At 72.7% G+C, this 19760-nt stretch carries 19 protein-coding genes and 1 pseudogene; 16 read left to right on the top strand and 4 right to left on the bottom strand.

Going from position 1 to position 19760, the window contains the following annotated elements; translation table 11 throughout:
* Positions 1-16: 16 nt before the first annotated feature.
* Entirely contained in the window at positions 17-589 is a 573-nt protein-coding gene (locus tag F1D61_RS09520) for a DUF6505 family protein (RefSeq protein ID WP_203157630.1), read from the bottom strand.
* On the bottom strand, positions 586-1251 hold the full coding sequence (locus F1D61_RS09525; protein WP_203157631.1) for a biotin/lipoate--protein ligase family protein: 666 nt from the start codon (positions 1249-1251) through the stop codon (positions 586-588). Before F1D61_RS09525 ends, F1D61_RS09520 begins: the two co-directional genes overlap by 4 nt.
* Before the next feature lie 198 nt (positions 1252-1449).
* On the opposite strand from F1D61_RS09525, the gene F1D61_RS09530 reads away from it, so the two are divergent.
* The 3 genes from F1D61_RS09530 to F1D61_RS09540 all read left to right on the top strand — a co-directional run bounded on the left by F1D61_RS09530 (position 1450) and on the right by F1D61_RS09540 (position 4726).
* On the top strand, positions 1450-3429 hold the full coding sequence (locus F1D61_RS09530) for a 4Fe-4S binding protein (protein ID WP_203158990.1): 1980 nt from the start codon (positions 1450-1452) through the stop codon (positions 3427-3429).
* 134 nt (positions 3430-3563) lie between these two features.
* Positions 3564-4265 carry a hypothetical protein gene (locus F1D61_RS09535; protein ID WP_203157632.1) on the top strand — a complete coding sequence of 234 codons (702 nt, stop codon included), beginning with the start codon at positions 3564-3566 and terminating at the stop codon, positions 4263-4265.
* Positions 4262-4726 (top strand): hypothetical protein, encoded by a 465-nt coding sequence (locus tag F1D61_RS09540; RefSeq protein ID WP_203157633.1) that lies wholly within the window; start codon positions 4262-4264, stop codon positions 4724-4726. Before F1D61_RS09535 ends, F1D61_RS09540 begins: the two co-directional genes overlap by 4 nt.
* Before the next feature lie 27 nt (positions 4727-4753).
* Here F1D61_RS09540 and F1D61_RS09545 read toward each other — a convergent pair whose 3' ends face one another.
* Entirely contained in the window at positions 4754-6028 is a 1275-nt protein-coding gene (locus tag F1D61_RS09545; protein ID WP_203157634.1) for a c-type cytochrome, read from the bottom strand.
* A gap of 139 nt (positions 6029-6167) precedes the next feature.
* On the opposite strand from F1D61_RS09545, the gene F1D61_RS09550 reads away from it, so the two are divergent.
* Complete coding sequence (locus tag F1D61_RS09550) at positions 6168-7379, top strand: GTP-binding protein (protein ID WP_203157635.1); 1212 nt, start codon at positions 6168-6170, stop codon at positions 7377-7379.
* Positions 7380-7387: 8 nt separating this feature from the next.
* Complete coding sequence (locus F1D61_RS09555; RefSeq protein ID WP_203157636.1) at positions 7388-7660, top strand: hypothetical protein; 273 nt, start codon at positions 7388-7390, stop codon at positions 7658-7660.
* Positions 7661-7682: 22 nt separating this feature from the next.
* Here F1D61_RS09555 and F1D61_RS09560 read toward each other — a convergent pair whose 3' ends face one another.
* Positions 7683-8141 (bottom strand): hypothetical protein, encoded by a 459-nt coding sequence (locus F1D61_RS09560; RefSeq protein ID WP_246775799.1) that lies wholly within the window; start codon positions 8139-8141, stop codon positions 7683-7685.
* An 81-nt stretch (positions 8142-8222) separates the two neighbouring features.
* On the opposite strand from F1D61_RS09560, the gene F1D61_RS09565 reads away from it, so the two are divergent.
* From F1D61_RS09565 to F1D61_RS09610, 11 genes and pseudogenes are all read left to right on the top strand, one after another.
* Complete coding sequence (locus F1D61_RS09565) at positions 8223-8708, top strand: GNAT family N-acetyltransferase (protein WP_203157637.1); 486 nt, start codon at positions 8223-8225, stop codon at positions 8706-8708.
* A gap of 199 nt (positions 8709-8907) precedes the next feature.
* Complete coding sequence (locus tag F1D61_RS35040; RefSeq protein ID WP_348649439.1) at positions 8908-9555, top strand: hypothetical protein; 648 nt, start codon at positions 8908-8910, stop codon at positions 9553-9555.
* Positions 9459-10001 (top strand): molybdopterin-binding protein, encoded by a 543-nt coding sequence (locus F1D61_RS35045; RefSeq protein ID WP_348649460.1) that lies wholly within the window; start codon positions 9459-9461, stop codon positions 9999-10001. The genes F1D61_RS35040 and F1D61_RS35045 overlap by 97 nt, the downstream gene beginning before the upstream one ends.
* Complete coding sequence (locus tag F1D61_RS09575; protein WP_246775800.1) at positions 9998-11983, top strand: molybdopterin biosynthesis protein; 1986 nt, start codon at positions 9998-10000, stop codon at positions 11981-11983. The genes F1D61_RS35045 and F1D61_RS09575 overlap by 4 nt, the downstream gene beginning before the upstream one ends.
* Positions 11974-12507 (top strand): molybdopterin-guanine dinucleotide biosynthesis protein B, encoded by a 534-nt coding sequence (mobB, locus tag F1D61_RS09580; protein WP_203157638.1) that lies wholly within the window; start codon positions 11974-11976, stop codon positions 12505-12507. Before F1D61_RS09575 ends, mobB begins: the two co-directional genes overlap by 10 nt.
* Positions 12491-13743: pseudogene (locus tag F1D61_RS09585) on the top strand (molybdopterin molybdotransferase MoeA). The gene mobB and the pseudogene F1D61_RS09585 overlap by 17 nt, the downstream one beginning before the upstream one ends.
* 181 nt (positions 13744-13924) lie before the next feature.
* On the top strand, positions 13925-15697 hold the full coding sequence (locus tag F1D61_RS09590) for a PAS domain-containing protein (RefSeq protein WP_203157639.1): 1773 nt from the start codon (positions 13925-13927) through the stop codon (positions 15695-15697).
* A gap of 316 nt (positions 15698-16013) precedes the next feature.
* On the top strand, positions 16014-16802 hold the full coding sequence (locus tag F1D61_RS09595) for a transporter substrate-binding domain-containing protein (protein WP_246775801.1): 789 nt from the start codon (positions 16014-16016) through the stop codon (positions 16800-16802).
* Positions 16803-16954: 152 nt separating this feature from the next.
* The gene (locus F1D61_RS09600) at positions 16955-17782 is read left to right on the top strand and encodes a glutathione S-transferase family protein (protein WP_203157640.1); all 828 of its coding nucleotides are present in this window, start codon (positions 16955-16957) and stop codon (positions 17780-17782) included.
* 42 nt (positions 17783-17824) lie between these two features.
* Positions 17825-18436: a TRAP transporter small permease gene (locus tag F1D61_RS09605; protein ID WP_203157641.1), complete on the top strand. Its 612-nt coding sequence runs from the start codon at positions 17825-17827 to the stop codon at positions 18434-18436.
* Positions 18433-19758 carry a TRAP transporter large permease gene (locus F1D61_RS09610; RefSeq protein WP_203157642.1) on the top strand — a complete coding sequence of 442 codons (1326 nt, stop codon included), beginning with the start codon at positions 18433-18435 and terminating at the stop codon, positions 19756-19758. Before F1D61_RS09605 ends, F1D61_RS09610 begins: the two co-directional genes overlap by 4 nt.
* The last annotated feature ends 2 nt before the right edge of the window (positions 19759-19760 follow it).

The following is a 19760-nucleotide window of genomic DNA, read 5'->3' on the forward strand; positions in this document are numbered from 1 at the left end:
CGCGCCGAACCGGCCATCATCGCGGATCGCCGTCCGGCTTGCCCGCGAGCAATCCCGCGAGGTCGACCCGCTCCTCCGGCTCGTCGTCGGTCTCGTAGAAATCGAAGGCGCGGGCATAAGCGTGGCGCCGGTCGCTTCCGGGCACCGCGCCCTCCCGCGGGCGGAGCGCCCGGAAACGCTCGCGGATCTCGCCGTCCTCCAGCGTCCGGTGCAGCGCCAGCACGGTGCCGACCGCCGGGCCGCAGAGCGATTCCGCCACCGCGATCTCCTCCCGGGCGGCGGCGAGCGCGCTCGCCCGGTCCGGCGCGCCGAGGCGGTCCTGGAACTGCGCGGCCAGCGCCTCGGTCGCGGCGTCGCGCTCGGCCGGGCTCGCCTCGCTCACCACCACCAGGGTCGAGAAGCCGAAGGAGTCGATCCCGACGAAGCCGGCCCGGAACGCCGCCCGCTCCTTGCCCACCAGCGCCGCCGGATCCTCGTCGAGGAACAGGAAGCTGCCGGTCACCGCCCATTCGCCGGGCGGGGCGGCGTGGGGAAAGACCAGGGTGTCGGAAGGGTCGAGCCGCAGGGTGCGGGGGAGCTTGAGGCTCACAGGCGCGGGCCTCCCCGGGCGGGATCGAACCAGCCGCTCCCGTCGAGGCGGACAGCCGCGGGGTCGGCATCGAGGTGGGCGCGGGCCCGCGCGAGCGCGGCGTCGGGCCCGTCCTCTCCCCAGAGCGCGAGCCCGCGCAACAGGTGGCGGGCGAAGCTCTCGACCAGCGCGTCGGGACCGGCCTCGAAGCCCTCCTCCTCCAGCGAGGTCGAATCGGGAGTGTGGCCGGGATCGCCCGCCTCGCGCTTCGAGGCGATCAGCATCCAGGAGAAGACCAGCCAGTCCGGCACCGCCTCTTCGATGCAACCCTCGGGAGAGGCCAGCCGCCCGCCGCCGAGGCGGGCCCGGTCGAAGAACAGGGTGCCGGCTGCGTCCAGCGTCACCGGCTTGTCGGGCGGGGCATGGCTGCCGACCGCCTCGACGAGCGCGGTCAAGCCGACGATCCCGACGCGGCGGGCGACCGCCAGCCGCTCCTCGGGCGCCAGCACCACCGCGACCTCCAGGGTGCCGGGCCGGGCGCCGACCACCAGGGTGCCGGCGGCCTCGTCGTCGCCCGTCGCGAGCGCGCAGGCCCGGTCATGCGCCGTCCCGGCCGAGGCGGAGAGGCGCAGCGGCCGGAAGGCCGGGGGCAGCATCAGGCCGGGGGGATCGACGGAACTCATGAGATGAAGGGTGTTGCCTGCGCGCACGTGTCGGGTCGTTCTTTTGAACGGCTCGTATATAGCGCTGGAGCGGTGAACAAGGGGCATGACGCCCCAGGGGCGCGGCCCGGCTGCCGGCGGGTGCCGGCGGGTCGGGCCCGGTGGGAGAATCCTGCGGTGTCGGATCGGATCGTGATCGCCTGTTCCTGCGAGGGCAGCATGCCCCTCGATGCGGCGGCGATCGGCAAGGCCTGCGGCGGACGGTTGGAGACGGGCGACCAGTTCTGCGGCCGCGAACTGGAGCGGGTGCGGGGCGCGATGGCCTCGGGTACCCCGGTCACCGTCTCCTGCACCCTCAAGGCGCCGCTCTTCCGCGAGGTGGCGGAGGAACTGGGCGCCGAGGAGCGCGTCGCCTTCGCCAACATCCGCGAGACGGCCGGCTGGTCGGGGGAGGCGCAGGCCGCCGGTCCGAAGATGGCGGCCCTGCTGGCGGCGGCCGCCGAGCCGATGCCGCTGCCGGCGAGCGTGAGCTTCGAGAGCCGGGGCGTGGCCCTCGTCTATGGCCGCGACGAGGTCGCGATCGAGGCCGGCCAGCGCCTCTCCGACCATCTCGACGTGACGGTCCTGCTCACCCGGCCCGGCGAGGTGGCGCCGCCGCGCTCCGGCGAGATCCCGGTGCTGAAGGGCACCGTGCGGGCGGCGACCGGCCATCTCGGCGCCTTCTCGTTGCGGGTCGACGACACCGCCCTGCCGCTGCCCTCCTCGCGGCGGAGGCTGGAATTCGGCCCGGCCCGGGACGGCGCGACCTCGACCTGCGACATCGTCGTCGACCTCACCGGCGGCACGCCGCTCTTCCCGGCGCACGATCTGCGCAGCGGCTACCTGCGGGCCGATCCGGGCGATCCGGCGGGGGTCGAGCGGGTCCTGTTCGAGGCGTCCCACCTCGTCGGCACCTTCGACAAGACCCGCTTCGTCGACTTCCACGCCGATCTCTGCGCCCATTCGCGCTCGCGCATCACCGGCTGCACCCGCTGCCTCGACGTCTGCCCGACGGGGGCCATCGCGCCGGCCGGCGACCACGTGGCGATCGATCCGCATGTCTGCGCCGGCTGCGGCTCCTGCGCCTCGGTCTGCCCGACCGGGGCCGCGGCTTACGCCGTACCGCCGGCCGACGCGCTGATGCGGCGCCTGCGCACCCTGCTCACCGCCTTCCGCAAGGCCGGCGGCACGGCCCCGGTGCTGCTGGTCCACGACGAGGCGCATGGCGCGCCCCTGATCGATGCGCTGGCGCGCTACGGCGACGGGTTGCCGGCCGACGTGCTGCCGTTCCCGGTCAACGAGGTGACCCAGGTCGGGCCCGAGACGATCGCGGCGGCCTTCGCCTACGGCGCGGGCGCGGTGCGGTTCCTCGGTCGGGCCAGGCCGAAGCACGACGTCGCGGCGCTCGTCCGCAACGCCGCCCGCTTCGGCGGGGTGGCGCAGGCCCTCGGCTACGGACCGGTTTCGGGCGGTTCGGTCGTCTCGCTGATCGAGACCGACGACCCGGATGCCCTGGAAGCGGCCCTCGCGGACGGCGTCCGCGGCACGCCCGCACCCGCGCCGTCGGGCTTCATGCCGGACGGCGACCTGCGGGGCGTCCTGCGTTTCGCGGTCTCGGAGATGCACCACGCCGCGCCGCAGCCGGTCGACCGGGTGCCGCTCGATGCCGGCGCGCCCTTCGGCGGCCTCGCCTTCAGGACCGAGGCCTGCACGCTGTGCCACGCCTGCGTCGGCGCCTGCCCGACCGGCGCGCTCGCCGACGATCCCGATCGCCCGCGCCTGACCTTCGCCGAAAGCGCCTGCGTGCAATGCGGCCTGTGCGCCGCGACCTGCCCGGAGGACGTGATCGATCTCGTGCCGCAGCTCGACTTCGCCGCCTGGGCGGCGCCGCGCCGGGTCCTCAAGGAGGAGGAGCCGTTCGACTGCGTCGCCTGCGGCAAGCCGTTCGGCACCCGCAGCACCATCGAGCGGGTGATCGGCCGGTTGCGCGACCGGCACTGGATGTTCGCCGGCCAGGCCGGGGAGCAGCGGATCAAGGCCCTGATGATGTGCGACACCTGCCGGGTCTCGCACGTCATCGACGAGGGCTTCGACCCGCACGCGGCGGCGGAGAACCGGCCGCGGACCTCGGAGGATTACATCCGGGCGCGGGGAGCGTGAGGGCGGCGTACCCCCACCGTGGGGCCGGATCGATCTGTCCTAGGGAATGGGTCGTGGACGTGAAACGGCGGTCCCGATAAACTCCGTTCCATACGATCGTTGTTCGTCCCGAAAGCGCTGCGGGCTCTGCTGCCATGGACCGACCGACAGACCACATTCTCGACGTGATCGCCGACCATCTCAACCGGGACGGTATCGTCGCGTGTGCGGATCTCATCGGGGCGGAGGAGGGCAACGAACTCTCGATGTCCGATCTCTCGGCGGCGTTGCGCCACCACGGATATCGCGGAGCCGACCTTCACGACCACACGATCGAGACGGAGACCGAAACCACGACGATCGCCTACGATAGGGGCCGTTTCCGGAACGATCGATCAGCCGAGCGGGCCTGGACTTCGCTCCGGCACGAAGCGGAGCGCGAGCGGTTCGAGCGGCGCGCTGAGGATTGGCTGAGGCGACTGGACGAACTCAAGGAACAGATCGGCCGGTGGATCGCCGACGTTCCGCAAGTCGAGATCGTCGACCGCCCGCCCGTCGCCATGAACGAAGACCTCATGTGCGAGTACGGCATCGGGCCCCGCTCCATGCCGTCCTTCGACCTGCTCGTCGGCGGGCGCCGTGCCGTCCGATTCCAGCCCAAGGGCTTGTGGATCCTCGGCGGAAACGGCCGGGTCGACCTGATTACGCCGGCAACCGCGCTGATCCTCGTCGATCGGTCGGAGCCCTTGAGCCCGTCGTCCCTGTGGATGGTCTACAGGCCCCAGGACAGAACGCGGGGCATTCCCCTCGATGGCGATGTCTTTCGTCACGTGGTCGAAGCAGGCGACCTCGCGTGAGCATCTTCCGCGAGTTGGCGGATCAATACGCGATCACCGATAGCGCCTTCGCTGCTCTCGAGAGCCATGCCTTCGCGCAGGATGACGACAGCGCCTACGATGCCGCCGTGCGGCAGCGCGAGCGCAACAGCAGCGCCTATTTTCTCTACGTGTTTACCCGGTTCGAGAACGCCGTGAACGAGGCGGTCGAACGATTGCTCACCGTGCATTGTTCCGACGCTTTGCCGTGGCCGGAGCGCCGCGTGTGGGAGACGCTGCGGAAAAGCAGGCTATCGGATGTCGCATTCCTGATCCGGGTGCAGCTCTTGCTCGACAAGTCCCGGGCGCATTACGCCTATGTCTACCGTCTTTATGAGAGCCGCAATGGCATCGGGCATGGCGGAGACTGGACGCAGCCCTATGATGTCGCCGACGTCGCAACGCGGCTCGAGATCATTGCCGGTGCGTTTCACCTCACGTGAAGCGCGGAGGCGTGCGCCGTCTCGCCCTCACCGCGTCGCCCGCTCCAGGAACCGCACCAGGGCCGCCCGGTCCTCCGCTGCCGTGATCGTCTGCTCCGGCATCTTGGTGCCGGGGGTGAAGCGGGCGGGGCCGATCTCGAACAGGCGGGCGACGGTCTCGGGCGTCCACACGATGTCGAGCCGGCGGAAGGCCGGGGAATAGGGATAGTCCGGCACCGCCGCGATGCGGCGGCCGAACACGCCGTGCAGGGTCGGCCCGGCGCGGTTGCCGCCGTCGGGCGTCAGGGTGTGGCAGGCCTCGCAGGCGCGAAACACCTCGGCGCCCCGGTCGCCCGCGAAGGCCGCGAGCGGATCGGCCTGGCGGGTCATGGCGAGCGGGCCGATCGGCTCGCCGGTGCGCAGGTCCCAGAGCCGCACCAGCCGGTCGCCGCCGCCGGTGACGAGCTCGTCGGCGCCGCGGAAGGCCAGGGACCAGACCGGCAGGCCCGGCCCGACCAGGGTGAGCCGCACCCGTGCCTCCGCCCGGTCGACGAGTCCCACCGCGCCGCCGACCGTCGCGGCGGCGAGACGGCGCCCGTCGGGCGAGAGCGCCAGGGCCACCACCGGCCGCGGGCCGATCTCCACGCTCGCCCGGATGCCGCCATCCGGCCGGATCAGGCGTAGCGTCCCGTCGGCGCCCGCCGCCGCGATCTCGCCGTCGGGCGCCGCCACGACCGCGTTGACAGGGGTGTCGAGCTGCACCGTGAGCGGCGCTCCCGTCTCCGGCCAGATCCGCACCGTGGCGTCGGTGCCCGCGGTGACGAGGCGCCCATCGGGCAGGAAGGCGACGCCGTTGACGCCGCCCTGGTGACCCGCGCGCACCAGGGCGGGACCACCGTCGAGGGGCGTGATCCGGGCGGTGCCGTCCCAGGACGACGACGCGATCCGCCGCCCGTCCGGCGCGACGGCGAGGCCGGAGACCGGGCCGGCATGGGTGGCGACGATCCGCTCCGGCTCCGGGCCCTCGCGCCAGAGGACGATCCGCCCGTCCTCGGCCCCGGTGAGGAGCCCGCCATCGGGCAGGAGCGCCACCGCGTTCACCGCCCCGTCATGGGCCCGCAACACTCGCAAAGCCGCTCCGTCCGCGACCGACCACAGGATCGCCGAGGTATCGAAGCTGCCCGACAGGGCCCGGCTTCCATCCGCGGTCACGGCGAGCGCCCGCACCGGGCCGCCATGGCCGCGCATCGGCGCCTCGGCGCGGGCCGTGACGGCGAGGAGGCAGGCGAGGGCGGCGAGGGCGAGGCGGGACGACGGGGGCATGCAGGGGCGGTCCGGGGAGGGCGGGACCGGTCTACGCGGCCGGGCGCCCCGCCGGGAAGGCGCCCGAACGCCACGGCTCACCGTCCGGCTTGACAGGAAGGGTTATGTTATATTGTTACAAACCTGGAGGTGCCCATCCATGCTCGAACGACAGCCCGATCCCCGCCTGCCCGTCACCGTCCTGTCCGGCTTCCTGGGTGCCGGCAAGACGACGCTTCTCAACCACGTGCTCGCCAACCGCGAGGGGCGCCGGGTCGCGGTCATCGTCAACGACATGAGCGAGGTGAACATCGACGCCGACCTCGTCCGGGCCGGCGAGGCCGGCCTGTCGCGGACCGACGAGCGCCTGGTCGAACTGACCAACGGCTGCATCTGCTGCACCCTGCGCGACGACCTGATGCGGGAGGTGCGGCGCCTCGCCGAGGAGGGCCGCTTCGATGCCCTGTTGATCGAGAGCACCGGCATCTCCGAGCCGCTGCCGGTGGCCAGCACCTTCTCGTTCCGGGCCGAGGACGGGGCGTCCCTGTCCGACATCGCCCGCCTCGACGCGATGGTGACGGTGGTCGATGCGGTGAACCTGCTGCGCGATTACGCTTCCCACGACTTCCTGCGCGACCGCGGCGAGACCGCCGGCGAGGAGGACACCCGCACCCTGGTCGATCTCCTGGTCGAGCAGATCGAGTTCGCCGACGTGGTGGTGATCAACAAGGCCGGCGACGTTTCGCCCGAGCAGCGCGACCTCGTGCGCAAGGTCGTGCGCGGCCTCAACGGCGATGCCCGGATCGTCGAGGCCGGGTTCGGCCGGGTGCCCCTCGGCACCGTCCTGGAGACCGGCCTGTTCAGCGAGGAGCGGGCCCAGACCCACCCGCACTGGTTCAAGGAATTGTACGGCGCCGCCGCGCACGTGCCGGAGACCGAGGAATACGGGATCTCGTCCTTCGTCTACCGGGCGCGGCGGCCGTTCCACCCGGCGTTGTTCGATACCTTCACGAAGGCGACCTGGCCGGGGCTGATCCGGGCCAAGGGCCATCTCTGGTTCGCGACCCGGCCGGACTGGGTCGGGGAATTCTCGCTCGCCGGCGCCACCGCCCGGGTGACGCCGCTCGGCCGCTGGTGGGCCGCGGTGCCGCGCTCGCGCTGGCCCGATCACCCCGAATCGCGAGAGTTGCTGATGCGGCACTGGAGCGATGCGTGGGGCGACCGGCGCCAGGAACTGGTCTTCATCGGCACCGGGCTCGACGAGGCGGCGATCCGGCAGGCCCTCGATGCCTGCCTGGTCGGCCCGGAGGACGGGCCGGCGGCGGCGGACCGGGCCCTGCCGGATCCGTTCCCGGCCTGGGGGGCGGCCTGAGTCCTTCGGTGTTCCCGAGCCTCAAGGCCCTGCGCGCCCGGGTTCGCGCGCAGGCCTCGGCGCGCCAGGCCCTCGCCGAGCGGGCGCGCCGGGTCCTGGCGCTGGCGGAGGACGACGCGCTCTCGGTCAACGAGATCGCCTGCGCCGATCCCGGCTGCCCGGATACCGAGACCGTGATCCTGCTGATGTGCGTCGGGCAGCCGACCCGGGCGCTCAAGATCGCCAAGCCGATCGAGGCGGTGACCGAGGCCGACATCGCGGCGGCGGAACCGAGCGCTTGAATCTCGGTCGATCGCGAGCCCGTCACCGCCGCGCCGGCCCCCGGCCATCCCGGATGCGGGGTGCCGCGCCGGTCGGCTTCGCCAGCCACGCCCGGCGCTGCGCGATCAGCTCCCGCAACCGGGCGCGGCGGGGATTGGCGCGCAAGCAGTCGCAGCCGTCGCAGTGGATCGTCTCGTCCCCGAACACGCTCACCAGGAACGTGACCAGGGCGAAGACCGCGAGCGCGGCCAGGGGCCAGGCGAAGCCGAGGCCGACCAGGGCTACGACGACGAGCTTCGCGGACAGCGAGGCCGCGATCTTCGCCTTCATCAACACGAGGAGCGTGGCGCCTCCGCCCGCGCCGCCCCGCACGAGGCGGATGACCCGCCGGCGGAGGCGATGCCGTTCGGCGATCGCTTCCAGGCGGCGCAAATGGCGCGCGACCCGCTCGATCTCCGGCCGGGACGGGCCATGCGCGAGAGCGGTGAACGAATCCGGCATGTCCGGCCCTTGCTGGCGGGTGACGCCGCGTCGAGCTTAAGCGAGGTGGCGACGGCCCGTCGACCGCGGTAGGCTGACACCATGCTCCTGCGCCCCGAGACACCTGCCGACGCGCCGGCCATCCGCGCGCTCGTCACTGCCGCCTTCCGCGATGCCCCGCATGCGAGCGGAACGGAGGCTGCCATCGTCGATGCCCTGCGGGCGGACAAGGCGCTTGCCCTCTCCCTGGTGGCGGTCGAGGCGGACAGGATCGTCGGGCACATCGCCTTCTCGCCGGTGACGATCGCAGGCTGGTTCGGCCTCGGCCCGCTCGCGGTGCAGCGCGACCGGCGCAGGCGCGGAGTCGGTACGGCCCTGGTGCAGGCGGGGCTCGACGGTCTTGCGGCAAGCGGGGCCGGCGGCTGCGTCGTCCTGGGCGATCCCGCCTTCTACGGCCGGTTCGGCTTCGCCTGCGATCCGGCCCTCATCCTCGCGGGCGTCCCGGCGGCCTATTTCCAGGTCCTGCGTTTCCGGGAAGCGCAACCGGCCGGAGAGGTCCGCTATCACCCCGCCTTCACGGCGGGGTGATAGCGCCGGATCGCACGCGACCGACGACCGGCCGCGACATTTTCTCCGCCGGGTTCGCCGCCCAGGATCGAAACCTTGATCCCGGCCGGGGCTTGCCGCATCGGCTCATTCCTTCGTCCCGGGACCAGGACAATCCCATGGCCTCGCTACCCCGCCCGTGCGTCCACCGGTGACGCCGCGGGCGTCCACGACCGCGCTGATGCCCGTCGCCGAGGCGGCGGCGGCGCTCGCCGCCCTGGCGCGCCCGGTCGCGCCCGTGGTCGTCGGCCCGGCCGAAGCCGTCGGCGCCGTGGCGGCCGGGGACGTCGTGGTCGAAGGCGGCCGGCCGGAGGCGCGGATCGCGCTCCGTGACGGCTGGGCGGTGAGTGCGGCGGAGAGCGTCGGCGCCTCGCCCTACGGACCCGTCCGGCTGTCACGTCCCCCCGCCTGGGTCGAGGCCGGCGCACCGCTTCCCCCCGGCACCGACGCGCTGCTGCCGCCCGAGGCGCTCGGCGCCGGTCCACGGGAGATCGCGGCGCTCGGAGCCGATCAGCGGGAGATCGAGGCCGAGATCGTCGTCGGTGAGGGGACGCGCGCCCCGGGCGCCGAGCTGCCGCCGGGCGCCCGGCTCCTTGCCGCGGGCGAGCGGGTAAGCGCGCTGCACGGCCTCGCCCTGGCGGCAGCGGGCCCGGCCGGGTGGCGATCCGCCGCCCGCACCTGCGGCTCCTCGCCGCCGAGCCCGACACCCTGTCGCCGGTCCTCCGTGCCTGGATCGCGCAGCAGGGCGGCAGCGTCGAAACGGCCTGCCGGCCGGCCGACGGCGATGCCCTCGCCGCATCCCTCCGGGCGCCGGGGGCCGACGCGGTGATCGTCATCGGCGGCACCGGGCCCGGGCGGCGGGACGGCAGCGCCGCCGCCCTCGCGCAGGCCGGGCGGCTCCACGCCCACGGCATCGCCCTGCGGCCCGGCGAGAGCGCCGGTTTCGGCGAGGCGGCGGGACGGCCGGTGCTGCTGCTGCCGGGCCGGCCGGATGCGGCGCTCGCCGCCTGGCTCGCCCTCGGCCGGCCGCTCATGGCGGCCCTCTGCGGCGCCGCACCGGACATCCCCACGGTTCTGCCGCTCACCCGCAAGGTCGCCTCCGTCATCGGCCTGACCGATCTGGTGTTCCTGCGCCGCGTGCCGGCGGGCGCCGCGCCGCTGGGCGGGGCCGAGCTTCCGCTCCACCGCCTGGTCCTGGCCGATGCCGCCCTGCTGGTGCCGCCGGCCCATGAGGGCTATCCCGCCGGGACTCCCGTCGAGGTGCTGCCGCTGTGACCCTCCCTCCCGCCGACCCCTTCCTCGCGCGCCTCGCCGCCGCCTCGCGCCAGGAGCAGTTCCTGGCGGTGGTGAGCCGGGATGAGGCGATGGCGCGCTGGCGCGAGGCCGTGCCGCATGGAGCCCTGCCGCCCGAGACAGTGCCGCTGCACGAGGCCTTGGGGCGCGTGCTCGCCGCCGACATCGCCTCTCCGATCGACGTGCCGCCCTTCGACCGTGCCCTGGTGGACGGGTTCGCCGTGCGCAGCGCCGACACCGAGGGGGCGAGCGAGGCGGCGCCGCGCCGCCTCGTCCTCAACCCCGAGATCCTGGCCTGCGGGATCGCGCCGTCCCTCGCCGTCGGTCCCGGCACCGCGACGCCGATCGCCACCGGCGGCGTGCTGCCCCGGGGCGCCGACGCGGTGGTGATGATCGAGGCGACGGAGTTCGAGGACGGTCCCGAACCGGCGATCGCGCTCGCGCAGGCCGCCGGGCCGGGCCGGTTCGTCGGCTATGCCGGCGCCGACATGGCGCGGGGCGAGACCGTCCTGCGCCGCGCCACCCTGGTCACCGCCCGGGAGATCGGGATGCTCGCCGCCTGCGGCCTCGCCGAAATCCAGGTGGTGCGCCGGCCCCGCGTCGCGGTGCTCTCGACCGGCGACGAGCTGGCGGCGCCGGGCGAGCCTCTCGCTCCGGCCCGGCTCTACGATTCGAACGGCGCCATCGTGGCGGCGAGCGTGACCGAGAATGGCGGCGTCGCGATCCCGGGCGGCATCGTGCCGGACGACGAGGTCGCGCTCGAGAACGCCCTGAGACGGGCCCTGGCGAGGGCCGACCTCGTCGTCCTGTCGGGCGGCACCTCGAAGGGGGCCGGCGACGTCTCGCACCGGATCCTGGCGCGGCTGGGCGAGCCCGGCATCCTGGTCCACGGCGTGGCGCTGAAACCCGGCAAGCCGCTCTGCCTCGCGCGGGCCGGCGACGTGCCGGTGGTGGTGCTGCCGGGCTTCCCGACCTCGGCGATGTTCACCTTCCACGAATTCGTCGTGCCGCTGATCCGGGCGCTCGCCGGCCTGGCCCCCCGGGAGGAGGAGAGCGTCGAGGCGCGCCTGCCGCAGCGTCTCGGCTCCGAACTCGGCCGCACCGAATACGTGATGGCGGCGCTCTCCCGCGGAACGGAGGGGCTGGTGGCCCTGCCCCTCGCCAAGGGATCGGGCGCCGTCACGGCCTTCTCGCAGGCCGACGGCTTCTTCGCGGTCCCGGCCGACCGCGCCGGACTCGAGGCCGGCGAGACCGTGCGCCTGTCGCGGATCGGCCGGGCGGGGCGCCCGCCGGACCTGACGATCGTCGGCAGCCATTGCCTCGGCCTCGACCGGCTGGTCGGGCATCTCGCGGGGCGAGGCGTCACGGCCCGCACCCTCTGGGTCGGCTCCGCCGGGGGGCTCGCTGCCTTGCGCCGCGGCGAATGCGACCTCGCCGCCATGCACCTGCTCGACCCCGAGACCGGGCGCTACAACGCGCCCTACCTCACCCCGGGCCTCGCCCTGGCGCAGGGCTGGCGCCGGCTCCAGGGCGTGGTGTTCCGCAAGGGCGATGCCCGCTTCGAGGGGGCCTCGGCGCAAGCGGCCGTGGCCCGGCTCGTCGCCGACGAGGCGGCCGTGATGGTCAACCGCAACACCGGCGCCGGCACCCGGGCCCTGGTCGACGGGCTCCTGAACGGCGCCCGGCCCGCCGGCTACTGGAACCAGCCGCGCTCGCACAACGCCGTCGCGGCGGCAGTGGCGCAGGGGAGGGCGGATTGGGGCGTGGCGATCTCGACGGTCGCGCGCGATTACGGCCTCGGCTTCCTGCCCCTCACCGAGGAGCATTACGACTTCGCCTTCCGCGAGGCGCGCCGCGGCGAGCCGGCGCTGGCGATGGTCCTGAGCCTCCTCGACGACGAGGGGCTCGCCGCCGACTTAGGCCAGCTCGGCTTCACCCGGGCGGGAGACGCCTCATGCGGGTGATCGGGCTCGCCGGCTGGTCCGGCGCCGGCAAGACGACGCTCCTCGTCCGGCTGATCCCGGCCCTGCGGGCCCGGGGCCTGCGCGTGGCGACGCTCAAGCACGCCCACCACGACTTCGACGTCGACCAGCCGGGCAAGGATTCCTTCCGCCACCGCGAGGCGGGCGCCACCGAGGTGATCGTCTCGTCGCGCCGCCGCGTCGTGCAGATCCGCGAGGTCGAGGAGGAGGCGCGCCTGCCCGACCTGCTGCGCCGGCTCTCCCCTTGCGACCTCGCGGTGATCGAGGGCTTCAAGCGCGAGGCGCATCCGAAGCTCGAGGTCTACCGCCACGCCAACGGCCGTCCGCCGCTCCATCCGGACGATCCCCGCATCGTCGCGGTGGCGAGCGACCATCCCTTCCCGGAGGCCGGCCGGCCTATCGTCCCCCTCGACGCGGTGGAGGCGGTCGCCGATATCGTGCTGGCGCGGTCGGAGCCCCTGGCCGTGGTCCTGGAGAGACTTGTGTCCCATGGCGCAGCTGACTGACGACTGCTTCGCCTTCGGCGGACCGCTGCTGTCGGTCGAGGATGCCGCCGCCCTCGTCGGCGAGCGGCTGCCGGTGCTCGCCGGGATCGAGTCCGTGCCCCTGGGGCAGGCCGACGGTCGCATCGCGGCCGACGACGTTCTCGCCGGGCTCGACCTGCCGCCCTTCGACAATTCCGCCGTCGACGGCTACGCGGTGCGCTTCGCCGATCTCGTCCCGGGCCGCAACACCGTGCTGCCGGTGCGCGGGCGCCTGCCCGCCGGGGCGGTGCCGGAGGCCGCCCCGGTCGGGGCATCCGCGGTACGGATCTTCACCGGGGCGCCGATGCCGCCGGGGGCCGACACCGTCTTCATGCAGGAGGACGTGCGGCGCGAGGGCGACGCGGTCGCGCTGCCGGCGGGCCTGAAACCCGGCGCCAACCGGCGGCTCGCCGGCGAGGACGTGGCGCGCGGCAGCCTCGTGATCCCCGCCGGCCGCCGGCTGACCCCGCCCGACCTCGCGCTCGCCGCCGCGACCGGCCACGCCGCGATCGCCGTCCGCCGCCGCCTGCGGGTGGCGGTGTTCTCGACCGGCGACGAACTCACCGAGCCGGGTGCCCCGTTGCGGCCGGGGGCGATCCACGATTCGAACCGCGTCCTCCTCGCCGCGCTGCTGCGCCGCCTCGGGGCGGAGGTGAGCGATCTCGGCATCCTGCGCGACGACCCCGCCCTCCTGCCCGATCGCCTGCGGGCGGCGGCGGCCGGCCACGACCTCATCGTCACCTCGGGCGGCGTCTCGACCGGGGAGGAGGACCACGTCAAGGCAGCCGTCGAGGCGGCGGGCCGGCTGGTGTTCTGGCGCCTCGCGATCAAGCCGGGCCGCCCCGTCGCGATGGGGCTGATCGGCGATTCCGCCTTCGTCGGCCTGCCGGGCAATCCCGTGGCGGTCTACGTCACGCTGCTCTTCGTGGTCCGCCCGCTGCTCGCCCGCCTCGGCGGCGCCCTGCCCGAGGCCCCCCGAGCCAGCCCGTCCGCGCCGCCTTCCGCTACGCCAAGAAGGCCGGGCGGCGGGAATACGTCCGCGTCTCGCTGCGGCGGGGCGCCGACGGGGTGATGGAGGCGGTGAAGTTCCCCCGCGACGGCGCCGGAATCCTGTCCTCGCTCACCGGCAGCGACGGGCTCGCCGAACTGCCGGAGGCCGTGACCGGGGTCGCGGAGGGGGACTGGGTGGAGGTCTATCGCCATCCTTTGCTGTGGTAAAACGATACCGGTTCGGCCGCCCGGCGCGACGCTGCCCTGGAGACGCCTAGTACAATCGTGCTAGAGGCGATCGGCCGCGGGGCCGGGGTTTCGCGGCACCTGCGTCAGCGCGGGTCTCGCGTCGGGGCGGGGCTTTCTCGGAATGGGGCTTGGGTCGGCGCGCATCATGGATCGGACGGGGATGGACATGCGCCTGCGCGGTCGTCTCGACCGTCTGCGCGCCCTGATCGTCGCGAGCCCGCCATCGTGGCGCGTGCGCTACGGCGTCCCGGTCCTCGTCGTCGCCGGCATCGCCCTGTTGCGCACGGCTTGGCTGTCCGAATTCGCCCCGTGGTTCCTGTTCACGCCCGCCGTGGTCCTCATCGCCCTGCTGCTCGGGGGCGGGGCCGGATTGTGGGCCACCCTCCTGTCGGCGGCCCTGGCCGGCTCCGCGCTGCTCGCGGTGCCGCCCGTCGGCAGCCTGTCGCTCGCGCAATCGGTCGCCTCGGCGGTGTACCTGGTCACGACGGCCGGGCTGGTCGGTTTGGTCGTCGCCCTGCGGCACGCGCTGATCGAGGCGGAGACGTCGCAGGCCGAATCGCGGCGGAGCGCGGCGGCGGCGGCGGAGCGCGAGGCCTTCCTGACCAGCGTGCTCGCCAGCTCGACCGACTGCATCAAGGTGCTCGACCTCGACGGGCGGCTGACCTTCATGTCCGAGGGCGGCCAGCAGGTGATGGAGGTGAGCGACTTCAACGCGATCCGCGGCTGCCACTGGCCCGATTTCTGGGCCGGACGGGGCCATGAGGAGGCCGTGACCGCCCTGGCGGCGGCCCGTGCCGGGCAGGCGCGGAGCTTCGTCGGCCGCGCCAGCACGATGCGGGGCACGCCGAAATGGTGGCACGTCGCGTTGAGCCCGATCCGCAACCCGGACGGCACGTTCGACCGCGTCCTGTCGGTCTCGCGCGACATCACCGCCCTGCGCGAGAGCGAGGAGGAGCGCGACCGCTTCGTGCGGCTGGCCGAGACCAGCACCGACTTCATCGGCATGGCGCGGACCGACGGCAGCTTCATCTATCTCAACGAGGCTGCAAGGCGGATGGTCGGCCTCGATCGTGCCGACCTCGCCGGCCTGACCATCACGGATTTCCTCCCGCCCGAGCAGGTCGACACCGTCATGGCGGAGATGCTGGCGGCTTTGGAGTGCGACGGCCGTTGGTCGGGCGAGCTGACCTTCCGCCATTTCCGCACGGGAGAGGCGATCCCGGTCCTGTACTCGGCCTTCCCGATCACCGACAGCGCGGGCCAGGTCGTCGGCACCGGCACGGTGACCCGCGACTTCCGCGCCCACAAGCGGGCCGAGGAGGAGTTGCGGCTCCTCAACGGCGAGCTCGCCCACCGGCTCAAGAACGTGCTGGCCGTGGTGCAGTCGGTGACGCGGCAGACCCTGCGCAACGCCACCGACCTTCCGACGGCCGGCGAGGCGCTGTCGGCGCGACTGGTGGCGCTCGGCACCGCGACCGACGTGCTCACCAACGCCTCCTGGCGCTCGGCCGACCTGCGCCACCTGATCGAGGGGACTTTGTCCCCGCACGGCGCGATCGGCAAGCGGATCCGACTCGCCGGGCCCGCCCTCACCCTCCAGCCCCAGCTCGCCGTGGCGCTCGCGCTCGCTCTGCACGAGCTGGCGACCAACGCGGCGAAATACGGCTCTTTGTCGAACGACACCGGGACCGTGGACGTGCGCTGGTCCGAGGAGGGGACGGGACCGGGGGCGCGGTTCCGGCTCGACTGGCGCGAGCGGGGCGGGCCGCCGGTGACGGCGCCGACGCGGCGCGGGTTCGGCAGCGCCCTCATCGAGCGCACGCTGAGCGCCTATTTCGGCGGAACGGCGGAGATCGCCTATCGGCCGGACGGTCTGGTCTTCGCGCTCGACGCCCCGTCCGAGGCCGCCATCCTGGCGAGCGACGACGCGTAGCGGGCGGGGCCTTCGGCCCGAGGCCTTGGATGCCCGCCGCGGACGCCCCCCTGACCTCGACGCACCCCTTCCGCCTCCCCGGCCGCGTGGCAAGCGCGACGCTCTCCAGTCCCTCGTCGTTGCCGCATTCTTCCACGGCGAACCGGTATCCGCCTCGACGGAAATTGCTCTCGGCGGATTCCGCCGAAGCGGTGACCGGTTCGGCGCGAAAAATCTGCGATGAAACAAGAACCTAAGCGGGCGAGGCGTTGGCCCGCCGACGCAAGTCTGCTTAGGTTGCCCCGCGCCACGGGCGTGGCGAAGGGGAGCAAGAGTCATGGCCATGTGTTCGGTGGCGTCGCGCTGGGTGGCGGGCGCGATGCTGGTGCTCGCGGCGAGTCCGGCCCTCGCGGCGGAGGAGCCCTCGCGCCTCGACCAGGTCATCGAGCGCAAGGTTCTCAACGTCTGCACGACCGGCGATTACCGCCCGTTCTCCTACCGTCCCGACGGCGCCAACGACTTCGTCGGCATCGACATCGATCTCGGCCGCTCCCTCGCCCAGTCGCTCGGCGCCGAGGCGGTCTTCATCCAGACCAAGTGGTCGAACCTGATGGCCGACTTCAAGGCGAAGTGCGACATCGCGATGAGCGGCATCTCGGTGACGCTGCCGCGGCAGCGCGAGGCCTTCTTCAGCGAGATGTACCTGGTGAACGGCAAGGCGCCGATCGTCCGCTGCGACGACGTCTCCAAGTACCAGACCACGGAGGCGATCAACCAGCCGTCGACCCGGGTGGTCGTCAATCCCGGCGGCACCAACGAGAAGTTCGCCCGCGCCAACCTCGCCAAGGCGCAGATCCAGCTCTTTCCCGACAACCGCGTCATCTGGCGGGAGATCGCCGAGGGCCGCGCCGACGTGATGGTCGCCGAGTCGGTCGAGGTGAAGCTCCAGGAGACGCTGCATCCGGGCCTGTGCGCGGTGAATCCCGACCGGCCGCTGCAATACGGCGAGATGGGTTTCCTGCTGCCGCGCGGCGACGGGGTGTTCAAGGCCTATGTCGACCAGTGGCTGCACCTGGCGAAGGCCTCGGGCGAGTTCGACCGGATCTTCGCGGCAAACATGAAGTAGGGGACGGGCGCGATCGAGGATCGCGCGTCCCGCCTCCCCGGAGACGTCCGCCACCCGGCGACGGGAACCCAACCATCGTCGGGTTCCCGCGGCGCGCCGCCGCGTGCGAGACTGCCACCAACGAACGAGACGGTTCGGGGGGAACCACCATCATGCTGCTCTACGAGCACCCGCTCTCGTCCTATGCGCAGAAGGTCAAGATCGCCCTGCGCGAGAAGGGTGTGGCCTTCACCGCAGAGCTGCCGGAGACCTTCGGCACGGGCCGGAGCGACGGCGACTTCGCGCAGGCCAATCCGCGCCAGGAGGTGCCGGTGCTGGTCGACGGGGGCTTGAGCCTCTTCGAATCGACCGTGATCCTCGAATACATCGAGGAACGCTGGCCCGATCCGCCGCTGCTGCCGCGCGACCCCGCCGCCCGCGCGGTCGCCCGCATGACGGAAGAGGTCTGCGACACCCAGTACGAGGCGGTGAACTGGGGGTTCGGCGAGATCCTGTGGTTCCGCCGCGCCACCGGCGCCCTCGCCGACCATCTGCGCGGTCAGGCCGCGTCGCAGACGAGGATCCTGCAGGACTGGCTCGCCGGCCGCCTCGGCGAGGCGGAGTGGTTCGGGGGCGCGTCCTTCGGCTGGGCCGACGCCGCGGCGGCGCCGATGGTCAACCGCTCGGTGCATTACGGGCTGGGGCCCGAAGCGGGCAGCGCGCTCGCGCGCTGGCACGCGCGGGTCCGCGAGCGCCCGTCCGTGGCCCAGACCTTCCGGGAATTCGACATGGCGGCGGCCCGGATGGCGGAGGCCGCCGACCTCTACACCACCGGCGGGCGCCGGCGCGAATACCGCGACCACCGCCTCGAATGGATGGTGAAGTCCGGCGGCGTCGAGGTCGTGCTGGCGGGCCTGCGCGACCGCAACATCCGCTTCGCTTGGCCCGACGGCGAAAATCGGCCCGACGGCGAAAACCGGCCCGACGGCGATCCGGCCTGACGCCGCCACGCTCCGACGCCCCGACCCCTCCCGGGAGACCCCATGCACCCCTTGCGCATCCTCGACCGCCTCGAGGAGATCCTGATCGCGAGCCTGATGGCGGGCGCGACGCTGCTGATCTTCGTCGCCGTCGTCCACCGCTACGCGTCGGGCATCGACCTGCTCTACCCGATCACCACCGCGATCCACCTCTCCTGGGCCCAGGAGCTGTGCATCTACATGTTCGTCTGGATGGCGAAGTTCGGCGCCGCCTACGGCGTGCGCACCGGCATCCATGTCGGCGTCGACGTCGCGGTGAACCAGCTGCCGCCCGCCTGGCGCGACCGGATCGTGCTGTTCGGCCTGTTCTGCGGTGCGCTGTTCACCGCCATCGTCGGCACGATGGGCGCGCGCTTCGTCTACGGCCTCGTCGATACCGACCAGACCACGCCCGATCTCGAGATCCCGAGCTGGGTCGTCTACCTGGCGATTCCCCTCGGCTCCTACCTGATGTGCTTCCGCTTCCTCCAGGTCGCCTGGAGCTTCTGGCGCACCGGGGAACTGCCGCACCACGATCCGGGCCATGTCGAGGGCGTGGTCGAGAGCCCGCACGCCGCGGAAGACCTTGCGAAAGACCTGGCCAACGACGCCCGCACCGGAGGCACCGCCCGATGAATGCCGCCATCATCTTCGGGCTGCTCATCGCCCTGATGCTCACCGGGATGCCGATCTCGATCGCGCTCGGCCTCTCGGTGCTCACCTTCCTGTTCACCATGACCACCGTGCCGATCGAGGCGGTGGCGCTCAAGCTGTTCACGGGGATCGAGAATTTCGAGATCATGGCGATCCCGTTCTTCATCCTGTCGGGCAACTTCCTGACCCATGGCGGCGTCGCCCGGCGGATGATCAACTTCGCCACCTCGATGGTCGGCCACTGGCACGGCGGCCTGGGGCTGGCCGGCGTGATGGCCTGCGCGCTGTTTGCCGCCATCTCGGGCTCGAGCCCGGCCACCGTGGTGGCGATCGGCTCGATCATCCTGCCCGCCATGGTGGCGCAGGGGTTCCCGAAGCGCTTCGGCGCCGGCGTCATCACCACCTCGGGCGCGCTCGGCATCCTGATCCCGCCCTCGATCGTCATGGTGATGTATTCGGTGGCCACCAGCGGCGCGGTGGTGACCGGGCCCGACGGCCAGCGCGTCTCCTCGGCCTCGATCTCGACCCTGTTCGTCGCCGGCGTGATCCCGGGCCTGATGCTGGCGGCGCTTCTCGGCCTCACCACCTGGTACCGGGCGCGCAAGTTCGGCTATCCGCGGATGCCGAAGGCGACTTGGGGCGAGCGCTGGGTTGCGTTCCGCAAGTCGGTCTGGGGCCTCCTGCTGATCGTGCTGGTGCTGGGCGGCATCTATAGCGGCGCCTTCACGCCGACCGAGGCCGCGGCTGTCAGCGCCGTCTACGCCTTCGTGATCGCGCTGTTCGTCTACCGGGATCTCACCTGGAAGGACGTGCCGCGGGTGCTGCTCGATTCGGCCAACATGAGCGCGATGCTGCTCTACATCATCACCAACGCGGTGCTGTTCTCGTTCCTGATGACGAGCGAGCAGATCCCGCAGGCGATGGCGAGCTGGATCACCGGGGCCGGCCTGAACTGGGTGGTGTTCCTGCTGATCGTCAACATCCTGCTGCTCGTCGCCGGCAACGTGATGGAGCCGTCCTCCATCGTGCTCATCATGGCGCCGATCCTGTTCCCGATCGCCGCCAAGCTCGGCATCGATCCGGTGCATTTCGGCATCCTGATCGTGGTCAACATGGAGGTCGGCATGTGCCACCCGCCGGTCGGGCTCAACCTCTACGTCGCTTCGGGCATCACCCGGATGGGCATCACGGAACTGACCATCGCGGTCTGGCCCTGGCTGCTCACCATGCTGATCTTCCTGGTGGTCGTGACCTACGTCCCGGCGATCTCGCTGTGGCTGCCGCGGATGCTCGGCATGATGTAAGA

The organism is Methylobacterium aquaticum, assembly GCF_016804325.1.
GTDB classification, from domain to species: Bacteria; Pseudomonadota; Alphaproteobacteria; order Rhizobiales; family Beijerinckiaceae; genus Methylobacterium; species Methylobacterium aquaticum_C.